Origin of the sequence: Bradyrhizobium sp. cf659 (assembly GCF_900113725.1) — a bacterium.
Classification (GTDB): domain Bacteria; phylum Pseudomonadota; class Alphaproteobacteria; order Rhizobiales; family Xanthobacteraceae; genus Bradyrhizobium.
Genome location: NZ_FOQJ01000017.1, coordinates 79,660 through 98,219 on the forward strand (window position 1 = coordinate 79,660; position 18,560 = coordinate 98,219).

Below are 18,560 nucleotides of genomic sequence, written 5' to 3' on the forward strand. Positions count from 1 at the left end.
GGATTCCGGGCTCGCGCCAAGAGGCGCGCCCCGGAATGACGATGGAAATTGGAACGCATAGCGGAGAACCCACATGACAAAATCACTACAAGACAAGGTCATCATCGTCACCGGCGCAGGCCGCGGCATCGGGCGGGAGATCGCGCTGCTCTGCGCGGCGGAAGGCGCCAAGGTCGTCGTCAACGATCCCGGTGTCGCCGCCGACGGCGCCGGCTCGAGCGCTTCTCCCGCCGAGGAGGTGGTCGAGGAGATCAAGAAGCGCGGCGGCACGGCGGTTGCCAATTTCGAGTCCGTGGCGGAAGCGATCCCTGCCAGCAAGATCGTGAAGACCGCGACCGATCATTTCGGCCGGCTCGACGGCGTCGTCAACAACGCCGGCATCTTGCGCGACATGATCTTCCACAAGATGAGCGTGGAAGCCTTCGAGGCCGTCATCAAGGTGCATTTGATGGGCTCGTTCTACGTCAGCCACGCCGCGGCGCGGATTTTCCGCGAACAAGAGAGCGGCTCCTTCGTGCACTTCACCTCGACCTCGGGCCTGATCGGCAATTTTGGCCAGGCCAATTACGCCGCCGCCAAGCTCGGCATCGTCGGCCTGTCGAAGTCGATCGCGCTCGACATGGGCCGCTTCAACGTCCGCTCCAACTGCGTCTCGCCGTTCGCCTGGACCCGCATGATCGGCACCATCCCGACCGAGACCGAGGCCGAGAAGGCACGCGTCGAGAAGATCAAGCAGATGGGACCGGAGAAGATCGCGCCGGTCTGCGCCTATCTGCTCTCCGATGCCGCCAAGGACGTCACCGGGCAAATCTTCGGCGCGCGCATGAACGAGCTGTTCCTGTTCAGCCAGAACCGCCCGCTGCGCTCGGTGCACCGGAGCGAAGGCTGGACGCCGCAATCGATCGCCGAACACGGCATGCCGGCGCTGAAGGGCTCGTTCTACAAGCTCGACCGCTCCGCCGACATCTTCCCCTGGGATCCCGTGTAATCGAATTCCCAGTCATTGTTGCGCTGCGATCTCCGATTGTCTGACCGGAGATCGCCCGCATTACGCCCGATTGCGGGCGAATGGTTTCCTTCCACAAAAAATGGGAGGCGACTATGACAAAATCACTGACCATTTCTACCGGTACTGATGAGCCCTGCCTCGGGCGCCGCACCCTCTTGAAGGGCGCGGCAGCGGCGGTAGCCGCGACCGGCGTTACTATGAGCGCAACCCTGGCAGCCTCCGTCGCGCCATTGGGCCAGACCGGCACTCCGACGATATCGACGGCCCCATTGCCCTTGGGACCACTTCCCGGCAGCCGCTACCCAGACTCCCGTCTGGAATCCGCCAAGAAGGGGCCGCCAACGTTCGGGCCTGCCGACTTCCCGGCCTTCGCCGGCACCATGGCGGTCGAGCGTGTTGCAACCGGCTTCCGTTGGGCCGAAGGTCCCGTGTATTTTGCAGCCGGACGATATCTGCTGTTCAGCGACATCCCCAACAATCGCATTATGCGCTTCTCGGAGGATGACGGTCATACCAGCGTCTACCGTCAACCCTCGATGAACTCGAACGGCAACACGATCGATCGCGAAGGACGCCTGATCACGTGCGAGCATAGCGGGCGGCGTGTGACGCGCACCGAACTCGACGGCTCGATCACCATCATTGCCGACAAATTCAATGGCAAGCGACTGAACTCGCCGAACGATGCGGTCGTCACCGCCGATGGCGCGATCTGGTTCACCGATCCGGCCTACGGCATCGGCGGCTTCTACGAGGGCGTCAAGGCGGACCCCGAGCAGGAGAAAAAGAACGTCTACCGCGTCGACCCGAAGACCGGCGACATCAAGGTCGTCGTCGACGACTTCGTGGAGCCCAATGGACTCGCCATCTCACCCGACGAAAAGAAGCTCTATATCTGCGACACCGGATTCACGGACGGACCAGACAACCCATCCCATATCCGCGTATTCGACCTCGATGTGGCGGCGGGGAAGGTGTCGAACAGCAAAGTCTTCGCAGAGATGCCAAAGCCGAGCATTACCGACGGCGTCCGCTGTGACACCGAGGGACGGGTCTGGTGTTCTGTGGGCTGGGGCGATCCGAACGAAGACGGCGTGCGCTGCTATACGGCCAACGGCCAACTGCTTGGCAAAATTCACATCCCAGAAACCGTCGCCAACCTGAGCTTCGGCGGGCAGCAGCGAAACAGACTTTATATCTGTGGCTCGTCGTCACTCTATGCCGTTTACACCAGTGTACAAGGCGCAATGAAGCCCTGATAGCTGCGGCGTCACGGCCGGGCTTGCCCCGGCCACCCACGTTAGCAACGAGGCGAGAAGACGCCGCGTTGCTAACCAGTATTCCGCAAGCCCGCCGAGATGCCGTTGATGGTCAGCTGAATCCCGCGCAGCACCTGCTCGTCCGGGTTCTGCGCGCGGTGCTCTTTCAGCAGCTCGACCTGCACGTGGTTGAGCGGGTCGAGATACGGAAAGCGGTGGCGGACCGAACGCTCCAGCAGCGGGTTGCCTTGCAGCAGCCGGTCCTGGCCCATGATGTCCAGAAGCGTCTCGATACAGGAATGCCATTCGCGGCGGATGCGGCCGAAGATCTTTTCGCGCAAGGCTTCATCCGGCACCAGCTCGGCATAGCGCGAGGCGATCGCGATCGAGCTTTTGGCGAGCACCATGTCCATGTTGGACAGGAGCATGCGGAAGAACGGCCATTCCTTGTAGAGCTCCTTGAGGAACGGCATGCCCTTGTCGGGATGATCAGTGATCCACTGCTCGACCGCGCTGCCAAAGCCGTACCAGCCCGGCAGCATCAGGCGGCACTGCGCCCAGGAGAACACCCAGGGAATGGCGCGAAGGTCCTCGATCGCGCGGGTCTTCTTGCGCGAGGCCGGGCGGCTGCCGATGTTCAGCGTCGCGATCTCGTTGATGACGGTCGAGGCCCAGAAGTAATCGACAAAACCGTCGGTCTCGTAGACGAGGCCGCGATAAGCCCTAAAGGCGAGACTTGAGAGCTCGTCCATCGCGGTCAGATATTCGCGGCGCGGCGCGCTCTGGCGCGGATGCAAGAGGCTTGCTTCGAGCGTCGCGGCGGCCAGGATCTCCAGATTGTTGCGCCCGACTTCGGCGTTGGAATATTTCGACGAGATGATCTCGCCCTGCTCGGTGATGCGGATCTGGCCGTTCACCGCGCCGCCGGGCTGCGCGATGATGGCGTCGTAGCTCGGCCCGCCGCCGCGGCCGACCGAGCCGCCGCGGCCGTGGAACAGGCGCAGGCGCACGTGATGGCGCTCGAACACGTCGACGAGGTTGATCTCGGCCTTGTAGAGCTCCCAGCCCGAGGTGACGAAGCCGCCGTCCTTGTTGCTGTCGGAATAGCCGAGCATGACCTCCTGCACGCTGCCGCGGCTGTCGACCAGGCGGCGGTAATCGTGCAGCGACAGCATGCGGTCCATGATGCCGCTTGACGCCTGCAAATCCTCGATGGTCTCGAACAGCGGCACGATGTTGATGGCGCTGCGCCCGGAGGGATGGACCAGGCCCACCTCCTTGAGCAGCACGGCGACCTCGAGCATGTCGGACATGCCCTTGCACATCGAGATGATGCATTGGGGGATCGCGTCCGAGCCGAACTTCGCATGCGCCTCCGCGGCGGCATGGAAGACGTTGAGCTCGCCCATGGTCTCGTCGCTGTACTTGACGAACGGGGACACCAGCGCGCGCGTGCTGCGCAATTCGTTGGTGAGCAGCGAGATGCGCGCGTCCTCGCCGAGCGCAAGATAGGACATGCCGGGGTTGGCGGCGTCCATCAGCTCGGCGATGGTGCGTTCATGCACGGCCGAGTTCTGGCGGATGTCGAGCCGCGCCAGATGGAAGCCGAAGCAGTCCACCGCGCGGCGCAGCAGCCGCAGCCGGCCGCGGGCGATGACGCGGGCGTTGTTGGAGATCAGCGAGCGGTGCAGCACGTCGAGATCGGCTTGCAGCTCCCTGACGCTCTCGTACGGCGCGCCCTTGCCGACCGGCCGGCGCGTGATCTCGACCTCGATCTTTTCCGCCGTTGCGGTCAGCCGCGCGTAGATGCCGGAGACCGCGAGGCGATACGGTTCGCCGCTCCGGTGCGGCGACGTATCGGGCGAGCGCTCCGCCAGCGTGCGCAGCTCCTCGGAGACGTCGGCGAGATGGGCCGCGATCGACAGCTCGGCGCCGAGCACGTGCAGCTCGTTCAGATAGAACTGCATCACCCGGCTCGACTGCAGCCGCAGCGTGCCGCGCATCACGTCGGCGGTGACGAAGGGATTGCCGTCGCGGTCGCCGCCGATCCAGCTGCCCATGCGCAGGAACGAGGCGAGCTCGCCGGCCGCCTGCTCGCCGCCCTCCTCCAGCCGGTCCTCCAGCACGTTCACCAGCCGCGGCACCTCGCGCAGGAAGGTGTAGTCGTAGAAGGACAGGCCGTTGGCGACCTCGTCGAGCACGGTGAGCTTGGTCCGGCGCAAGAGATTGGTCTGCCACAGCGTCAGCACCTCGCGGCGGAGCTGCTCGTCGCTGGCGGCGGCCTCGTCAGCGGTCAGCGCGACGCGCTCGCGGCGGTCGAGCAAGGCTGCGACCTCCATCTCGCGGTCCATGGTGCTCTTGCGGCGGACCTCGGTCGGGTGCGCGGTCAGGACCGGGCTGACGAGCGCGGTCTTGAAGAAGTTGCGCAAGGCATCGGGGCCGATGCCCGCGGCCTTGGCATGGGCCAGCGTGTCCGCCAGCACGCCGGAGCCGCCATTCTTGGCTGCGGTACGGGCGCGCATCTGGCGGATGTTGTTCTGGTCCTCGGCGATGTTGGCGAGATGGGAGAAATAGCTGAAGGCGCGGACGATCCGCACCGTCTCGGAGGTCGACATGCTGTCGAGGATCTGCTCGAGCTCGCGGCGGGCGAGCCGGTCCTCGTCGCGGTGGAACCGGATCGAGGTCTGGCGGATGCGCTCGACCAGGTCGAACAAGTCGGCGCCCTCCTGGTCGCGCACCGTGTCGCCCAGGATGCGCCCGAGCAGGCGAATGTCGTCCCGCAGCCGGGCGTCCGCCTCCAGCGCCTGGACGTCCTCCGGGCGATTGGGGCGCTGATCGGCGGCGTCGGGTGGTAATGTCTGGAGGGACATGGCTCGCTCCCCTGGTTCGAGCTCGCTTGACTGCCCGGCTCAGCCGAGTGTGCAAGTTTTTTGCCGCAGCGCAAGGTGAAGTTGGGGGCGGCGCGGCAAACATCGCCGGTCTCGGGCGGGACTACGTCTTGCTGGTCGGCGCGGACACATCTTTTCGATCTCGCGGCGCGAGCGCCCGAGCTTTGCTGACCGTTTCACCCTCATCGAGACGAGAGGGCGCAGGGAAGGCCGGGCGCCGGCTGGCACCCAAGGTCCGCACGCGAGAAGACGCACGCGGGACGACCACAGGTGACGCCGGGACATCCGGCCTTCCCTGCGCAATGGTCTTACGGCTTATGGCGCGCTCTCCCCGGGGAGCGATGCACTATTGCCCCCGTCGCCCTGCGATTGATCGATGCGCGCGCCGGTCGGCCGCCACATCACCGCAAGCCTTGACGCACAGACCCCGGGCGTCAGGACCACACGCTTTTGCCGTCCGCGAACGTTCCTCCCCGAGCCATCGGAGGCTCGCGCGTGCTCGCCCCCAATGCCGAAAAGAAACGCTGTGACCGCGCCGTGTCGTTCGCGGATCGCGATGGCTCACGGGGATTGCCCGCCCTGCCACCCCGTCACGCGCCGGCGCTACCGCGTCCATCGCATCCCAGCCTACGTATCGTGACGATCGCGAAACGTCCCTTTTGACAGGCCGGGATGAATGCTGTTTAACCGAAGCAACGAATTCGGTCAATCAGAATATTTGAGAGACGGTCGCTTGACCTGCATATGGCGTGTTTTGCCCGACGGCAGTGCAAAACATCGGATCCGTGGCAACGACTGAGCACCGCAATGCCGTACGCAGAACTGATGTCCGCTCCGCCACAAAGAGCGAACTCACCGACGGTCGCTCCTCTGTTCGTCTTTGGGCCAAGAGCAGCCATTGGCATAGTCTGCAAGCCAAATTTGTCCAGCGGGTCGTCGCAGCCGAATGCCCGCGCTTTGACGTAGATCAAATCAGACTTAGCCATTAGTAGTAATTTAGTTTTCGCATGGCGCGCATAGTTTAACGCGGCACGGTGTTCAAGCGTCTGTGCGAGTCAAACCAATAGGCGGCCTACTGGGAAACGACGCTTTTCGAAGGGCGGAGAATTTCGATGACGGTCCGCCAGTTACTCAATGAAAAAGGGCATGATGTTTTTACAATTGGCCCGGACAACACTGTCCTTGAGGCCATACAAAAGATGGCTGACCGGAATGCTGGTTCTTTAGTTGTAATCGAGGACGGAAACCCCATTGGCATCATTACCGAACGACATTACGCACGGAACGTGTTTTTGAAAGGACGTGCATCCCCTACAACTCGTGTCCGTGACATTATGGAGGCGAAGGTTTTATACGCTCACCTTGATCAAACTGTGGAAGAATGCATGGCCGTTATGACTGAGAAGAGAGTTCGCCACCTTCCCGTTATTGATCAGGGCAAATTGATCGGAATTGTATCGATTGGAGATTTGGTAAAAAGCATAATCAGTAAACAAGAATTCGTCATTGACCAGTTGGTACAATTTATTCACCGCTAATGCGGATCGACTATCGCGCCGATCACGCTTCTGATGTTTTCCGCTTTTGGTGATGGTTAATCGCGAAGAAATCGCCTTGTTTCCTGCAATCGAAGTTGAGTGTAGCCCTGCTCGGGCGGGGCTTCATAGAGTCCGCTCAGGGTCACGAGCCGTAATACTTGCGGTGAGCAAATCAAGTCGGCTCTGCCTTCGATAGGAGACATCAGCAAGACCTCCCATATTTGTCGAGATGGGCCAACAGGCGACTTGGCCAATGGCATTTACGCTGCGTTGGAGCATCATCCCGCCCGTAGGCGATCAAAGTTGGGGTTGGGGCCAATCAGAAAAGGGACCGGCGGGACGACACGTAAGCTCCCAATGGGCGTTATCGCCGACGTTCTCGTGAATCCAATCGATTTCGACGCTCTCGGTAAGCCGATCAATTCGGCCGGAAACGTTCGGCCTCCCATTCGCGTACTGACTGCTGAATCCGACTAGCAAGGGGGTGACCTTCGTGATCGGTACGACGTTATCGAGGAACGACACCGTTTGATCGTCCCCGCTCACAATGATGCTGAGATTGGTGACGGGCGCGAATTCCAACTCTGCTCCGGATGTAACCGCTAACCTACTCGTTCCTTGGCAACGCAAAGTCATCTTCGAGCTTTGCTGCTGCGCACCTGCGGACTGCATCAAGGCAAGCAACAGAACCACACACATTAACCTCATCGACGACAGACCCTCGTTGCTGTGTCAGATGTTATCTTCACCGGTTGACATCATAGCTGCCGAGACCTCCAGCGCAAAGTCGGCTTTGGGTCAAAAGCGCCGATTTGGCTGGCAACTGGCCATGTCCGATCAACCCTCAACTTCAGACATGGCGCGGCACCGCCGGAAGCGACGTGATGGGCCAGAAGCGGACTTCGCACCATTTCGCGGAGTGGACGATGGTCTCTGCAGGTTAAGCGGCAGTCATAGTGTTCGGCGGCCCGCGAGGCGGGCTTCTTTGCTCGCCGCCATAGCAAAGTGACGCCCTTAGCCGCAACCGCACGTAAGCTTGTCAGTAGTTAGCCTGTTCGCCAAACCAACCATGTAGTCGGAGGAGAAAATCCAAATACGCCCGAAGAGCGCTCACCCGAACGAAGGAGGGTGAGCGAATCATCCGCTGGACGGGCGTAGACGATCTAACATCTAGCGGGTCCCTCGGACTCGACAACTTCAGATAGCCGTGATGTAACCTTGCCTATTTGGTCAGTCTGGAGCGCCAACATGCACGCCCCCAAATGGATCGAGTTTAGGAATGCCGTCTTCTACTTTTCATCGATAGCCATCAATCTGTTCTTCTTTATGCTGGCTATTACGTACATCGTGCAAACAATCAGTATCAATTCCGGGCGTATTTCTGATCTGGCATTAATCGATTCAAATCTCAAAGCCTCGGCCGTCGAGCTGACGCAGAATCGAACTGCGGACGACGTCGCTGCCATTCGTGAGGCAATCAAAGACAATACCAATAGGCGCGCGAAGCAAAAGAAGGACATGGACTACGGGGACGAGCGGCATCACCACCTAGGGCTCGACGATTGCTTCCTTGGGCGCGACCCCCGATGTTTCCATCGAAATTCGAGTTGGTCCAACACCGCTCAACTAGGTCTCGCGGCGGGCGTCCTCGGCGCATGCTTGTCATTCTTTGTTCTACTTCGAAACGACGCGGTATCTGAGCAACCGAAGATGTGGACGCTATCCACGCTGATCTCGCTCGTTTGTACACTTCCGATTGGCGGTGCGATCGGGTTACTGGTCTTATTCCTTCTCCTGGGTTCTACAGGCACCGTGTTGACGCAGGTCTCGGGCGTGGTTCAAGTGGAAAGCCCATTTGGAGTCGCATTTGCTTGCACTCTCGCGGCGCTGTTTTCAGATAGACTGGTCCAAACTCTTTCGCGCCTTCTTGACAACATAAAGATCACTGCCTCTTCGACCAAGGCAGAAGTCTGAAGCTCCAGATGCATACTTGAGGAAGTCTGCTTTGGATCGAAAGCCCAGCTCCGCGGTGATACCGCATCAGGCCGTCCAGGAGTCATAAGCTGCCCCCCCCAACCCGGGCGACTTCCGCTCAGCCGACTTGGGCTGACGTTTCCCGGTCCACGCCTCACGCCGGCACGATCACCTTTCCGATCGGCCAGAGCGCGATGCCCGCGAGCTTCAAATGGGCCCAGGCGAAGGGGATGCCGATGATGGTGACCGCGAGGACCAGCGCGGTCACGAGATGGCCGAGCGCCAGCCACCAGCCGGCCAGCACGAACCAGATGATGTTGCCGATCACCCCGAGCGGGCCGGTGCCGATATCGTTCATCCCGCTGACCTCGTCGCGGCGCACCGCCCGCGAGCCGAATGGCAGCAACGTGTAGACGGCGATGTTGAACGCCGCACGCGCCCAGGGCAGGCCGATGATAGTGATGGCCATGATGACGGACGCCACCAGCCAGCCGAACGCCATCCAGGCGCCGCCGATGAGGATCCAGAGCAGGTTGAGCAGGATGGAGACGGGAGCCATGGGATTATCCGCGTTCAATGACCCCGCTCATATAGGCGCGTATAGGCGCGAAAACCACCTCTGCGAAGACACCTCCGGCTTTCGGTTCATCGAATTGACGCACGCAACGCTCAGAATAGACCAGTCGCTTGAAATATTCGGAGAGCGGTAACGTTGCCGCCGCGACGCAGGGGTCTTGGGGGATCAAATGTCCGATTTCGTCATCGAGGAAGGTCTGCCTTACCCTCTGGGCGCCCATTGGAGCGGCAAGGGCACGAACTTCGCGGTCTTCTCCGCCAATGCCACCAAGGTCGAGGTCTGCCTGTTCGACGGCGATCGTGAGACGCATCGCTTCGAGCTGCCGGAATATACCGACCAGGTCTTCCACGGATACATCGCTGGCGTCGGGCCCGGCACCTTTTATGGCTATCGTGTCTACGGTCTCTATCAGCCCGACGCCGGTCATCGCTTCAATCCCAACAAGCTCCTGCTCGATCCCTATGCCCGCGCGCACGCCGGAAGCCTGAACTGGAATCCGGCCGTGTTCGGCTACAAGATGGAGACAGGCGACGACCTCACCTTCGACGATCGCGACAGCGCGCCCTTCATGCCCAAATGCGTCGTGGTCGATCCGGATTTCGACTGGCAGGCCGAAGCCGCGCGGCAGAACGTCCATTGGGACGAGACCATCGTTTACGAAACCCACGTCAGGGGATTCACCAGGAAGCACCCCGACGTGCCGGAGACTCTCCGCGGCACCTATGCCGGCTTTGCCGCGCCGCAGCTGATCGACCATCTGACCTCGCTCGGCGTGACCTCGATCGAGCTGTTGCCGGTCCACTCGTTCATCAACGACGACAATCTCCTGAAAAAGAGCCTGGTGAACTACTGGGGCTACAACACCATCGGCTTCTTCGCACCGGACCCGCGCTACGCATCCGACGTGCCGAACAGCCTGCGCGAATTCAAGGAGATGGTGTCGAAGCTGCACGGCGCCGGGCTCGAGGTGATCCTCGACGTCGTCTACAACCACACCGCCGAAGGCAACGAGCTCGGGCCGACCCTGTCCTTCAAGGGCATCGACAATGCGAGCTATTATCGCCTGCTGCCGGACAGGAGGCGCTACTACATCAACGACACCGGTACCGGAAACACCGTCAACCTGTCGCATCCGCGGGTGATCCAGATGGTGATGGACTCCTTGCGCTACTGGGCCGGGCACATGCATATCGACGGCTTCCGCTTCGATCTCGGCACCATCCTCGCCCGCGAGGTCTACGGTTTCGACGAGCAGAGCGGATTTCTGAAGGCGATGGATCAGGATCCGCTGCTGTCGACCATCAAGCTGATCGCCGAGCCCTGGGACTGCGGGCCCGGCGGCTACCAGGTCGGCGGCTTCCCGCCGGGCTGGGCGGAGTGGAACGACAGGTTTCGCGACACGGCACGTGACTATTGGCGCGGCGAAGCGCCGCCGTCCGCCCTCGCAACGCGACTGCTCGGCTCGGGCGACATCTTCAACCGCTGGGGTGGTCGGCGTTCATGGGCCAGCGTCAACTTCATCACCGCCCATGACGGTTTCACACTGAACGACTGGGCGAGCTACAACGACAAGCACAACGAGGCCAACGGCGAGGGCAACCGCGACGGCAATGCCAACAACCGCTCCTGGAATTGCGGCGTCGAGGGGCCGACCGACAACCAGGACGTCGTCGCGCTGCGCCAGCGGCAGAAGCGCAACATGCTGGCGACGCTGCTGCTCTCGCAGGGCACGCCGATGCTGCTCGGCGGCGACGAATTCGGCCGCACCCAGCAGGGCAACAACAACGCCTACTGCCAGGACAGCGACATCTCCTGGTTCGACTGGAGCATGGGCGAGGACGCGCAAGAGCTGCTCGCCTTCACCAAGCGCGTGATCCAGCTCCGGCGCGACTACCCGATCCTGCGCCGCAGCCGCTTCCTGACCGGCTCGCACGACGCGCAGCTCGACATCCGCGACGTCGTCTGGGTCAGTGCCAATGGCGGCGAAATGACGAGCGCCGACTGGGAGAGCGGCTGGTTGAAATGCTTCGGCGCCGTGCTCGACGGCCGCGCGCGCAAGACTGCGATCCCGCGCCACGGCGAGGACGACAGCGTGCTGATCATCCTCAACAGTTATGAGGGGCCGGTGGACTTCAAGCTGCCTCATACCTCGGCCGGTCCATGCTGGTCGCTGCTGCTCGATACCAACCTCGCCGACGGCACCTCCAGCACCCGGTTTGACTTCGATAGTCTCTACAAGGTGCCGGGCAGATCGTTCCTTCTGTTCGTTGGCGGGGAACTGGCTTAGGGGCGGATCAGTGCCGTCTATCGAAGCCCCTCATCAGGTAGCCCGGATGGAGCGGCCCCCTTGTCGATTGTTGCGTGTAGCCCGGATGAGCGTAGCGACATCCGGGACTTTACCCTCACCTTCCCGGGTATCGCTTCGCTCACCCGGCTACGAACTGTCAGATCTTCCGGCCCGCCTGCTCCCAATAGGGATCGCGCAGGCGGCGCTTGAAGATCTTGCCGGAATCTTCGCGCGGCAGCCCTGAGCGGATCTCGATGTGCTTGGGCACCTTGTAGTCGGCGAGCGAGGTCTTGAGCCGCGCGCGGACATCGGCGGCCTCGAGCGTGATGCCGGCCTGCGGCTCGACCACGGCCATCAGCGCTTCGCCGAACTCGGCGTCGGGAATGCCGAACACGGCGCAATCATGCACGCCGGGCACGGCGTGCAGCACGGATTCGATCTCGGCCGGATAGATGTTGACGCCGCCTGATATCACCATGTCGCGCTTGCGGTCGCAGATGAAGACGTAGCCGTCTTCGTCGACATAGCCGACATCGCCGGAGGTAATGAAGCCGTCGCGGTCGATCTCGGCGCGCTTCTCCGGCTTGTTGTGGTAGGTGAAATCGGCCAGTTCGGCCATGCGGGAATAGATCTCGCCGATCTCACCCACACCCAGCACGCGGCCGTCCTCGCCGATGAAGCGCAGCTCGGCGCCGGGCGAGATCTTGCCGACCGTGCCGGGCTTCCTCAACGCATCCTCCGAGGTTGCGAAGGTGACCGCGCTGGATTCGGTCGAGCCGTAGAATTCGTAGATCACCGGCCCCCACCACTCGATCATGGCGCGCTTGACGTCGGCCGGGCAAGGCGCTGCCGCGTGGATGATATGGCGCAGCGAGGAGACGTCGTACTTCTTGCGCACCTGTTCCGGCAGCTTCATCAGGCGGATGAACATGGTCGGCACCATGAAGATGGTGTCGATCTTGTATCGTTCGATCAGCTCCAGAAACTCTTCCGCCTCGAAGCGCGGCATCAGCACCAGTGCGCCGCCGAGCTTGCCGGCGCGGATGCCGAACGAGTTCGGCGCGGAATGATAAAGCGGGCCCGGCAAAAGCGCGCGAGCGCCGGGCTTCAGACCGTAGATCATCGCGCGCATGCGCTCACCGGCAGCCGCTTGCTCCGGCGTCGGCGCATTGCGCCGCACGCCCTTGGGGTGGCCGGTCGTGCCGGACGTGTAGATCATGTTCATCGGCTGCGGCACGACGGGGCCGTCATAAGGCTGATGCTGCGCGAGCCATGTCTCGAATTCGATCGCGAAGTTCGGGGGCGCCAGATGATCCGGATCGATCTTGTAACCGGACAGGATCTCCGGCGGCGTCGGCACGCTGAGCACGGTGACGCCCGATGGAATCGCATCACGCAGGGCGTACAGCATGTCGGCATGTCCGATCAGGACGGACGTGCCGGTATCGTTGAGGATGTAGTTGATCTCTTCCGGCTTGAAGTGCCAGTTGATCGGCACGCCATAGGCCCCGAGCCGCATCGCGGCATAGGCGGCCTCCAGGAAGGCAATGTCGTTGCGCATCAGCATGCAGACGCAATCGCCTTGACGGACGCCGATCTTGCTGAGGCCGGCGGCGATGCGGTCGGCACGGTCAGCGACTTCGGCGTGGGCACGGCGGCGCTCGCCGGAGACGATGCCGAGGAATTGGGATGTTTCGTTCATTGTTGTCTTCCGATCTTTCGTCGGTTGAGAAACCTAAACACGGCTCAGCTCGTCATTCCGGGGCGATGCGAAGCATCGAACCCGGAATCCATTTCACCGCAAACAATGCGGCTCGATGGATTCCGGGCCTGCGCCTACGGCGCATCCCGGAATGACAAGTCGTTAATCCGCGAACCTCGGCGCGCGCTTCTCCAGATTGGCGCGCACCGCCTCGGTCTGGTTCGCACTGCCAATCAGCTTCTGCTGCTCGACCGACTCGGCGAGCAGCGCGGGGCCCGGATCGACCGAGAGATTGTTGAGCAGACGCTTGGCGGCACGGATCGCGTCGGGGCTCTTGCCGGCGATCTCGCGCGCGACGTCGAGCGCTGCGGCGCGCGGATCGTCGCAGATGCGCGTGGCGAGGCCATAGGTCATCGCCTCCTGCGCGGAGAAGATGCGGCCGGTGTAGGTGAGATCGCGCAGGATGTCGTCGCGCACGAGACTGGCCAGGATCGGCGTGCCCGCCATATCAGGGACGAGGCCCCATTTGATCTCCATCACCGACATCCGCGCATCGGGGGCGAGGAAACGCATGTCGGCACCGAGCGAGAGCTGGAAGCCGCCGCCGAAGGCGACACCATGCACGGCCGCGATTACCGGAACCGGAAGCTGGCGCCAGCCCCACACCGCCTGTTGCGGGAAATTCGCCTGGCCATGGGTGCGCTTGGTGAGGTCGCGATTTTCGCCACCCGGAATTCCGTTGCCGCCCTTCTCCTTCATGGCGGCAAACCGACCCATGTCGAGGCCGGCGCAGAAGGCCCGGCCTTCGCCGGATAGCACGACGACGCGGACGCTCTTGTCCTTCGAAAGCCGGTCCGTTGCGGCAACAAGGGCCTCGAACATGGCCTGATCAAGCGCGTTCATCTTGTCCGCGCGCACCAGGCGCACGTCGGCGACGCCTTCCGAGATCGAGATCGAGACGCGCTCTTCCATGGATGAATTCTCCCCTGTTCTTGTTCAGTGCCGCTTTACAGGAAGCTGGCGGCCGGATTTAGTCAATCGATCAATTAACCGACAATCGCTACAGGGGAAACACCCATGTTCAAGGAAAATCTTCTGGCCGGCCGGCGCATCCTCGTGACCGGCGGCGGGACCGGGCTCGGCAAGTCGATGGCGGCGCGCTTCCTCCAGCTCGGAGCCGAAGTGCACATCTGCGGCCGCCGCAAGATCGTCTGCGACGAGACCGCGACCGAGCTGATGGATCTCCATGGCGGACGCGTCACCAGTCACGGCGTCGACATCCGCAATGCGCTCGCGGTCGAGGAGATGATCGAAAACATCTTTCGCGACGGTCCCCTCACCGACCTCATCAACAACGCCGCCGGCAATTTCATCTCGCGCACCGAAGAGCTGTCGCCGCGCGGCTTCGACGCCGTCGCCAACATCGTCATGCACGGCACGTTCTACGTGACGCATGCGGTCGGCAAGCGCTGGATCGCGTTGAAGCAGCCGGGCAACGTCGTCTCGATCACCACGACCTGGGTGCGCAACGGCTCGCCCTATGTGGTGCCGTCGGCGATGAGCAAGTCGGCGATCCACGCCATGACGATGTCGCTTGCGACCGAATGGGGCCGCTACGGCATCCGCCTCAACACCATAGCGCCCGGCGAGATCCCGACCGAGGGCATGAGCAAGCGCATCAAGCCGGGCGACGAGGCCGGCGCGCGCACCAAGGCGATGAACCCGATGGGCCGTGTCGGCACCATGGAGGAATTGCAGAACGTCGCCGTGTTCCTGATCTCCGGCGGTTGCGACTGGATCTCCGGCGAGACCATCGCCATGGACGGCGCCCAGGCGCTCGCGATGGGCGGCAATTTCTACCAGCTCCGCGACTGGAGCGACGACGACTGGAAAACCGCGCGCGAAAGCATCATGGCCCAGAACGAGAAGGACCGGGCCAAGCGGGGGTAGATCCAATAGTCGTCCCGGCGCAGGCCGGGACCCATAGCCACCGAACGTCGTGTGGCGAAGACTAGCAATGACCGGTCTTCGCAAAATTGCGTCTTGTGGCTATGGGTCCCGGCCTTCGCCGGGACGACAACGTTGGAGCACTCGCGTTCCCCGCCCCCATCTTGTCATCACCCGCGGATGACGCCACACTCCCAGGCATAAGAACAAGACGTCACGGGAGAAACATGTCCACACAGCCATTGGCGAATCTCGCCGACATGGTGCGCGAGCGCGCGACGAGCCGCGGCAATGCCACCGCCTATGAGTTCGAGGGCCGCGTCACCAGCTTTGCCGAATTCGACGTGAAGACCAACAAGGTCGCCAACGCGCTTCTAGCGATGGGCGTGAAGAAGGGCGAGCGCATCGCCTATCTCGGCAAGAACAGCGACTTCTATTTCGAGCTGCTGATGGGCGCGATGAAGGCCGGCGTGGTGATGGCGCCGGTGAACTGGCGGCTAGCCGGGCCTGAAGTCGCCTTCATCGTGGCGGATTGCAAGGCGCCGGTGCTGTTCGTGGGACCGGAGTTCATCACACTGGTCTCGCAGATCAAGGACCAGTTGCCTGGCGTTCGCACCATCATCACCACCGAAGGCGGCGCGCCGGAATGGCAGGATTTTACGGCCTGGCGGGATGCGCAGAGCGGCGACGATCCGAAGGTGCCGATCGATACGAAAGACATCGCGATCCAGCTCTACACCTCCGGCACCACGGGCAAGCCGAAGGGCGCGATGCTGTCGCATGCGAACTTCCTCAACCTGGTGCAAACAGGCAATGCCGCGGACAAGCCGGAGTGGAACCGGTGGTCGACCGACGACGTGTCCCTGATCGCGATGCCGATCTTCCACATCGGCGGCTCGGGCTGGGGCGTGATGGGTCTCTATCACGGCGCCCGCGGCGTGATCGCGCGCGAGTTCGATCCGACCAAGGTGCTGGATTTCTTCGAGCAGTCAGGCATCACCAAATTGTTCATGGTGCCGGCGGCGATGCAGTTCGTGGTGCGGCAGCCGCGCGCGAAGACAGTCGATTTCTCCAGGCTGAAATACATGCTGTACGGCGCCTCCCCCATTCCCGCAGCGCTGCTGAAGGAATGCATCGAGGTCTTCAAATGCGGCTTCGTGCAGATGTACGGCATGACCGAGACGACGGGCACCATCGTCGCCCTGCCGCCGGAGGATCACGTCGAAGGGCTGGAGCGGATGCGCTCGGCCGGCAAGGCGCTGCCGGGTGTCGAGATCGCCATTCTGGATGCGGACGGCAAGCCGCTGCCACCGCGCCAGGTCGGCGAGATCGCGACGCGCTCGGGCTCCAACATGGCCGGCTACTGGAACTTGCCGGAGGCAACCGCGTCGACGCTGCGCGGCGACGGCTGGCTGCGCACCGGCGATGCCGGCTACATGGACGAGGACGGCTATCTCTACATCCACGACCGCATCAAGGACATGATCATCTCCGGCGGCGAGAACATCTATCCCGCCGAGGTCGAGAGCGCGCTATGCGATCATCCAGATGTCGCCGAGGCCGCCGTGATCGGCGTTCCCGACGACAAATGGGGCGAGGCGGTGAAGGCCGTGGTGGTGATGAAGCCCGGCAAGCAGGCGAGCGCCACCGACATCATCAACTTCACCCGCGAACGCATCGCCGGGTTCAAGACGCCGAAGACCGTGGAGTTTCTGCCGGCGCTGCCGCGCAATCCGAGCGGCAAGATCCTGCGGCGGCAGCTGCGCGAGCCGTATTGGGCGGGGAAGGATCGAAGGGTGAATTGATTTTCACCGTCGTCCTGGACAAGCGAACGAAGTGAGCGCTGATCCAGGACCCATTACCACCGAATTGAGTTTGGCGAAGACAGGTGGTTGCCAGCCGGCCCCAAACTGCTCCCTGGGGTAATGGGTCCTGGCTTGCGCCAGGACGACGTTGGGGGGACTGCGGTCGCCTGCAATAAACCGCAGTTCGCGCCGCAGCGACTCAGTGCTTCCCCGGCCCCATATACCCGAACAGGAACCCCGCCACCTTGCGCATCTGGATCTCCTCGCTGCCTTCCGTGATCCGGTAGCGGCGATGGTGCCGATAGATGTGCTCGAACGGCTTGTGGCGTGAGTAGCCCATGCCGCCGTGGACCTGCATGGCGCGGTCGGCGGATTCGCAGCAGAGGCGGTTTGCCCAGTAGTTGCTCATCGAGACGCGGTCGGAGAGCGTGCGCTCGATCTGCTCCTCGGTGAGCTGGTCCATCTCCCAGGCCGTCTTGCGGATCAGAAGGCGCAGCATCTCGGCTTGCGTCGCGAGCTCGACCAGCGGGAACTGGATCGCCTGGTTCTCGGCGAGCGCCCTGCCGAACGGTTTTCGCTCGCGCGCATATTTGACGCTTTCGTTGATGCAGTAGACAGCGGCGCCGAGCGAGCTGGCGGCCTGGCGGATCCGGTTCTGGTGCACGAAGCATTGCGCCAGCGACAGGCCGCGACCGACCTCGCCGAACAGCGCATCTTCAGGCACGAACACGTCGGTGAAGCTGACGCGGGGATGATCGGTCGGCATGTTGAAGGTCCACATGTACTCCTCGATCCTGACGCCGTGGCTCTTGGCCGGCACCAGGAAGCAGGTGATGCCGCGGGCATCGCCGTCATTGCCCGAGGTGCGCGCGAACAGCGCGCAGTGGGTGGCGACGTGCATGCCGGTCGTCCACATCTTCTCGCCATTGATGATCCAGCCCTTGACGTTGTCGCGGGTCGCCGGCACCGCCCGCGTTTCCATGTGCGTGGCATCCGAGCCGTGATGCGGCTCGGTCAATCCAAACGTGATGCGGTATTTGCCCTTGATCGAGCCGTCGATCATCGCCTTCTGGTCGTCGCGGCCGTAGCGGTCGAGCATGGTGACAACAGGGAAATTTCCGACGATGGAATGCTCGTTCTGAAGGTCGTTGTGCAGCCCGAGGCCTTTGGCGGCAAAATGCTCACGGATCACCGCCATCCAGAGGTTGGAGCCGTCCTTGCCGCCATACTGCTTCGGCACCGGAAAGCGCAAGTGACCGGCGGCGTCCGCGAGATCCTTGGCCTTGCGCAGCAAGGCCTCCCACTCGTGGCGCGGCAGGCCGCCATTCTCGAAATCGGTGCGCGCCCATTCGCGGCGATGATCGAAGAAGCGGATGTTGTCGTCGGCCGCTTCCAGCGGCTTGATCTCGCGTTCGATGAAACGGTCGAGCTCTCCGAGATAGGCGACGAGATCTGTTGGCAATGAGAAATCCACGGTTCTCTCCCGGATGATTTTTTCGTTTTGCGTTAAGGCGCTAACCGCGCTTTTGCTTCGCACGATTAAGGTGAGAAGAGCACGCGCAAGTCAAGCGAGC

The 18,560-nt window shown here is 62.4% G+C and carries 12 protein-coding genes; 7 read left to right on the forward strand and 5 right to left on the reverse strand.

Annotated features, from left to right (window positions below; all coding sequences use genetic code 11):
- Positions 1-73: 73 nt before the first annotated feature.
- Both BM118_RS38070 and BM118_RS38075 read left to right on the forward strand, forming a co-directional pair.
- Positions 74-988 (forward strand): SDR family oxidoreductase, encoded by a 915-nt coding sequence (locus BM118_RS38070; protein WP_092192874.1) that lies wholly within the window; start codon positions 74-76, stop codon positions 986-988.
- Between the two features lie 113 nt (positions 989-1,101).
- A complete protein-coding gene (locus BM118_RS38075) occupies positions 1,102-2,268 on the forward strand; it encodes an SMP-30/gluconolactonase/LRE family protein (RefSeq protein ID WP_092192876.1) in 1,167 nt (388 codons plus the stop codon).
- Between the two features lie 71 nt (positions 2,269-2,339).
- On the opposite strand, the gene ppc is transcribed toward BM118_RS38075, so the two are convergent.
- Positions 2,340-5,138 carry a phosphoenolpyruvate carboxylase gene (ppc, locus tag BM118_RS38080; RefSeq protein WP_092192878.1) on the reverse strand — a complete coding sequence of 933 codons (2,799 nt, stop codon included), beginning with the start codon at positions 5,136-5,138 and terminating at the stop codon, positions 2,340-2,342.
- Positions 5,139-6,268: 1,130 nt separating this feature from the next.
- Between ppc and BM118_RS38085 the strand changes: the two genes are divergently transcribed.
- Together BM118_RS38085 and BM118_RS38095 are read left to right on the forward strand one after the other, a co-directional pair.
- Positions 6,269-6,694, forward strand: coding sequence for a CBS domain-containing protein (locus BM118_RS38085; protein ID WP_092192880.1), 426 nt, complete (start codon positions 6,269-6,271; stop codon positions 6,692-6,694).
- A 1,248-nt stretch (positions 6,695-7,942) separates the two neighbouring features.
- Positions 7,943-8,668, forward strand: coding sequence for a hypothetical protein (locus tag BM118_RS38095; RefSeq protein ID WP_092192884.1), 726 nt, complete (start codon positions 7,943-7,945; stop codon positions 8,666-8,668).
- Positions 8,669-8,822: 154 nt separating this feature from the next.
- Here the strand turns inward: BM118_RS38095 and BM118_RS38100 are convergent, their stop codons facing one another.
- A complete protein-coding gene (locus BM118_RS38100) occupies positions 8,823-9,227 on the reverse strand; it encodes a YccF domain-containing protein (protein ID WP_092192886.1) in 405 nt (134 codons plus the stop codon).
- A 187-nt stretch (positions 9,228-9,414) separates the two neighbouring features.
- On the opposite strand from BM118_RS38100, the gene glgX reads away from it, so the two are divergent.
- Positions 9,415-11,532, forward strand: a complete 2,118-nt coding sequence (gene glgX, locus BM118_RS38105) for a glycogen debranching protein GlgX (RefSeq protein ID WP_092192888.1) — start codon at positions 9,415-9,417, stop codon at positions 11,530-11,532.
- A 157-nt stretch (positions 11,533-11,689) separates the two neighbouring features.
- On the opposite strand, the gene BM118_RS38110 is transcribed toward glgX, so the two are convergent.
- Both BM118_RS38110 and BM118_RS38115 read right to left on the reverse strand, forming a co-directional pair.
- A complete protein-coding gene (locus BM118_RS38110) occupies positions 11,690-13,234 on the reverse strand; it encodes an acyl-CoA synthetase (RefSeq protein ID WP_092192890.1) in 1,545 nt (514 codons plus the stop codon).
- Positions 13,235-13,396: 162 nt separating this feature from the next.
- Entirely contained in the window at positions 13,397-14,206 is an 810-nt protein-coding gene (locus BM118_RS38115; RefSeq protein ID WP_092192892.1) for a crotonase/enoyl-CoA hydratase family protein, read from the reverse strand.
- A gap of 105 nt (positions 14,207-14,311) precedes the next feature.
- Here BM118_RS38115 and BM118_RS38120 point away from each other — a divergent pair, with 105 nt between their 5' ends.
- Together BM118_RS38120 and BM118_RS38125 are read left to right on the forward strand one after the other, a co-directional pair.
- On the forward strand, positions 14,312-15,184 hold the full coding sequence (locus tag BM118_RS38120; RefSeq protein ID WP_092192894.1) for an SDR family oxidoreductase: 873 nt from the start codon (positions 14,312-14,314) through the stop codon (positions 15,182-15,184).
- Positions 15,185-15,408: 224 nt separating this feature from the next.
- Positions 15,409-16,986 carry a fatty acid--CoA ligase gene (locus tag BM118_RS38125; protein WP_092192896.1) on the forward strand — a complete coding sequence of 526 codons (1,578 nt, stop codon included), beginning with the start codon at positions 15,409-15,411 and terminating at the stop codon, positions 16,984-16,986.
- A 199-nt stretch (positions 16,987-17,185) separates the two neighbouring features.
- On the opposite strand, the gene BM118_RS38130 is transcribed toward BM118_RS38125, so the two are convergent.
- Entirely contained in the window at positions 17,186-18,460 is a 1,275-nt protein-coding gene (locus BM118_RS38130; protein WP_092192898.1) for an acyl-CoA dehydrogenase family protein, read from the reverse strand.
- Between the last annotated feature and the right edge of the window lie 100 nt (positions 18,461-18,560).

Coding starts and splice junctions, on each gene's coding strand:
- BM118_RS38070 (WP_092192874.1), top strand. CDS start 74: ATGACAAAATCACTACAAGACAAGGTCATCATCGTCACCGGCGCAGGC.
- BM118_RS38110 (WP_092192890.1), bottom strand. CDS start 13,234: ATGAACGAAACATCCCAATTCCTCGGCATCGTCTCCGGCGAGCGCCGC.
- BM118_RS38125 (WP_092192896.1), top strand. CDS start 15,409: ATGTCCACACAGCCATTGGCGAATCTCGCCGACATGGTGCGCGAGCGC.
- ppc (WP_092192878.1), bottom strand. CDS start 5,138: ATGTCCCTCCAGACATTACCACCCGACGCCGCCGATCAGCGCCCCAAT.
- BM118_RS38075 (WP_092192876.1), top strand. CDS start 1,102: ATGACAAAATCACTGACCATTTCTACCGGTACTGATGAGCCCTGCCTC.
- BM118_RS38120 (WP_092192894.1), top strand. CDS start 14,312: ATGTTCAAGGAAAATCTTCTGGCCGGCCGGCGCATCCTCGTGACCGGC.
- glgX (WP_092192888.1), top strand. CDS start 9,415: ATGTCCGATTTCGTCATCGAGGAAGGTCTGCCTTACCCTCTGGGCGCC.
- BM118_RS38100 (WP_092192886.1), bottom strand. CDS start 9,227: ATGGCTCCCGTCTCCATCCTGCTCAACCTGCTCTGGATCCTCATCGGC.
- BM118_RS38115 (WP_092192892.1), bottom strand. CDS start 14,206: ATGGAAGAGCGCGTCTCGATCTCGATCTCGGAAGGCGTCGCCGACGTG.
- BM118_RS38085 (WP_092192880.1), top strand. CDS start 6,269: ATGACGGTCCGCCAGTTACTCAATGAAAAAGGGCATGATGTTTTTACA.
- BM118_RS38095 (WP_092192884.1), top strand. CDS start 7,943: ATGCACGCCCCCAAATGGATCGAGTTTAGGAATGCCGTCTTCTACTTT.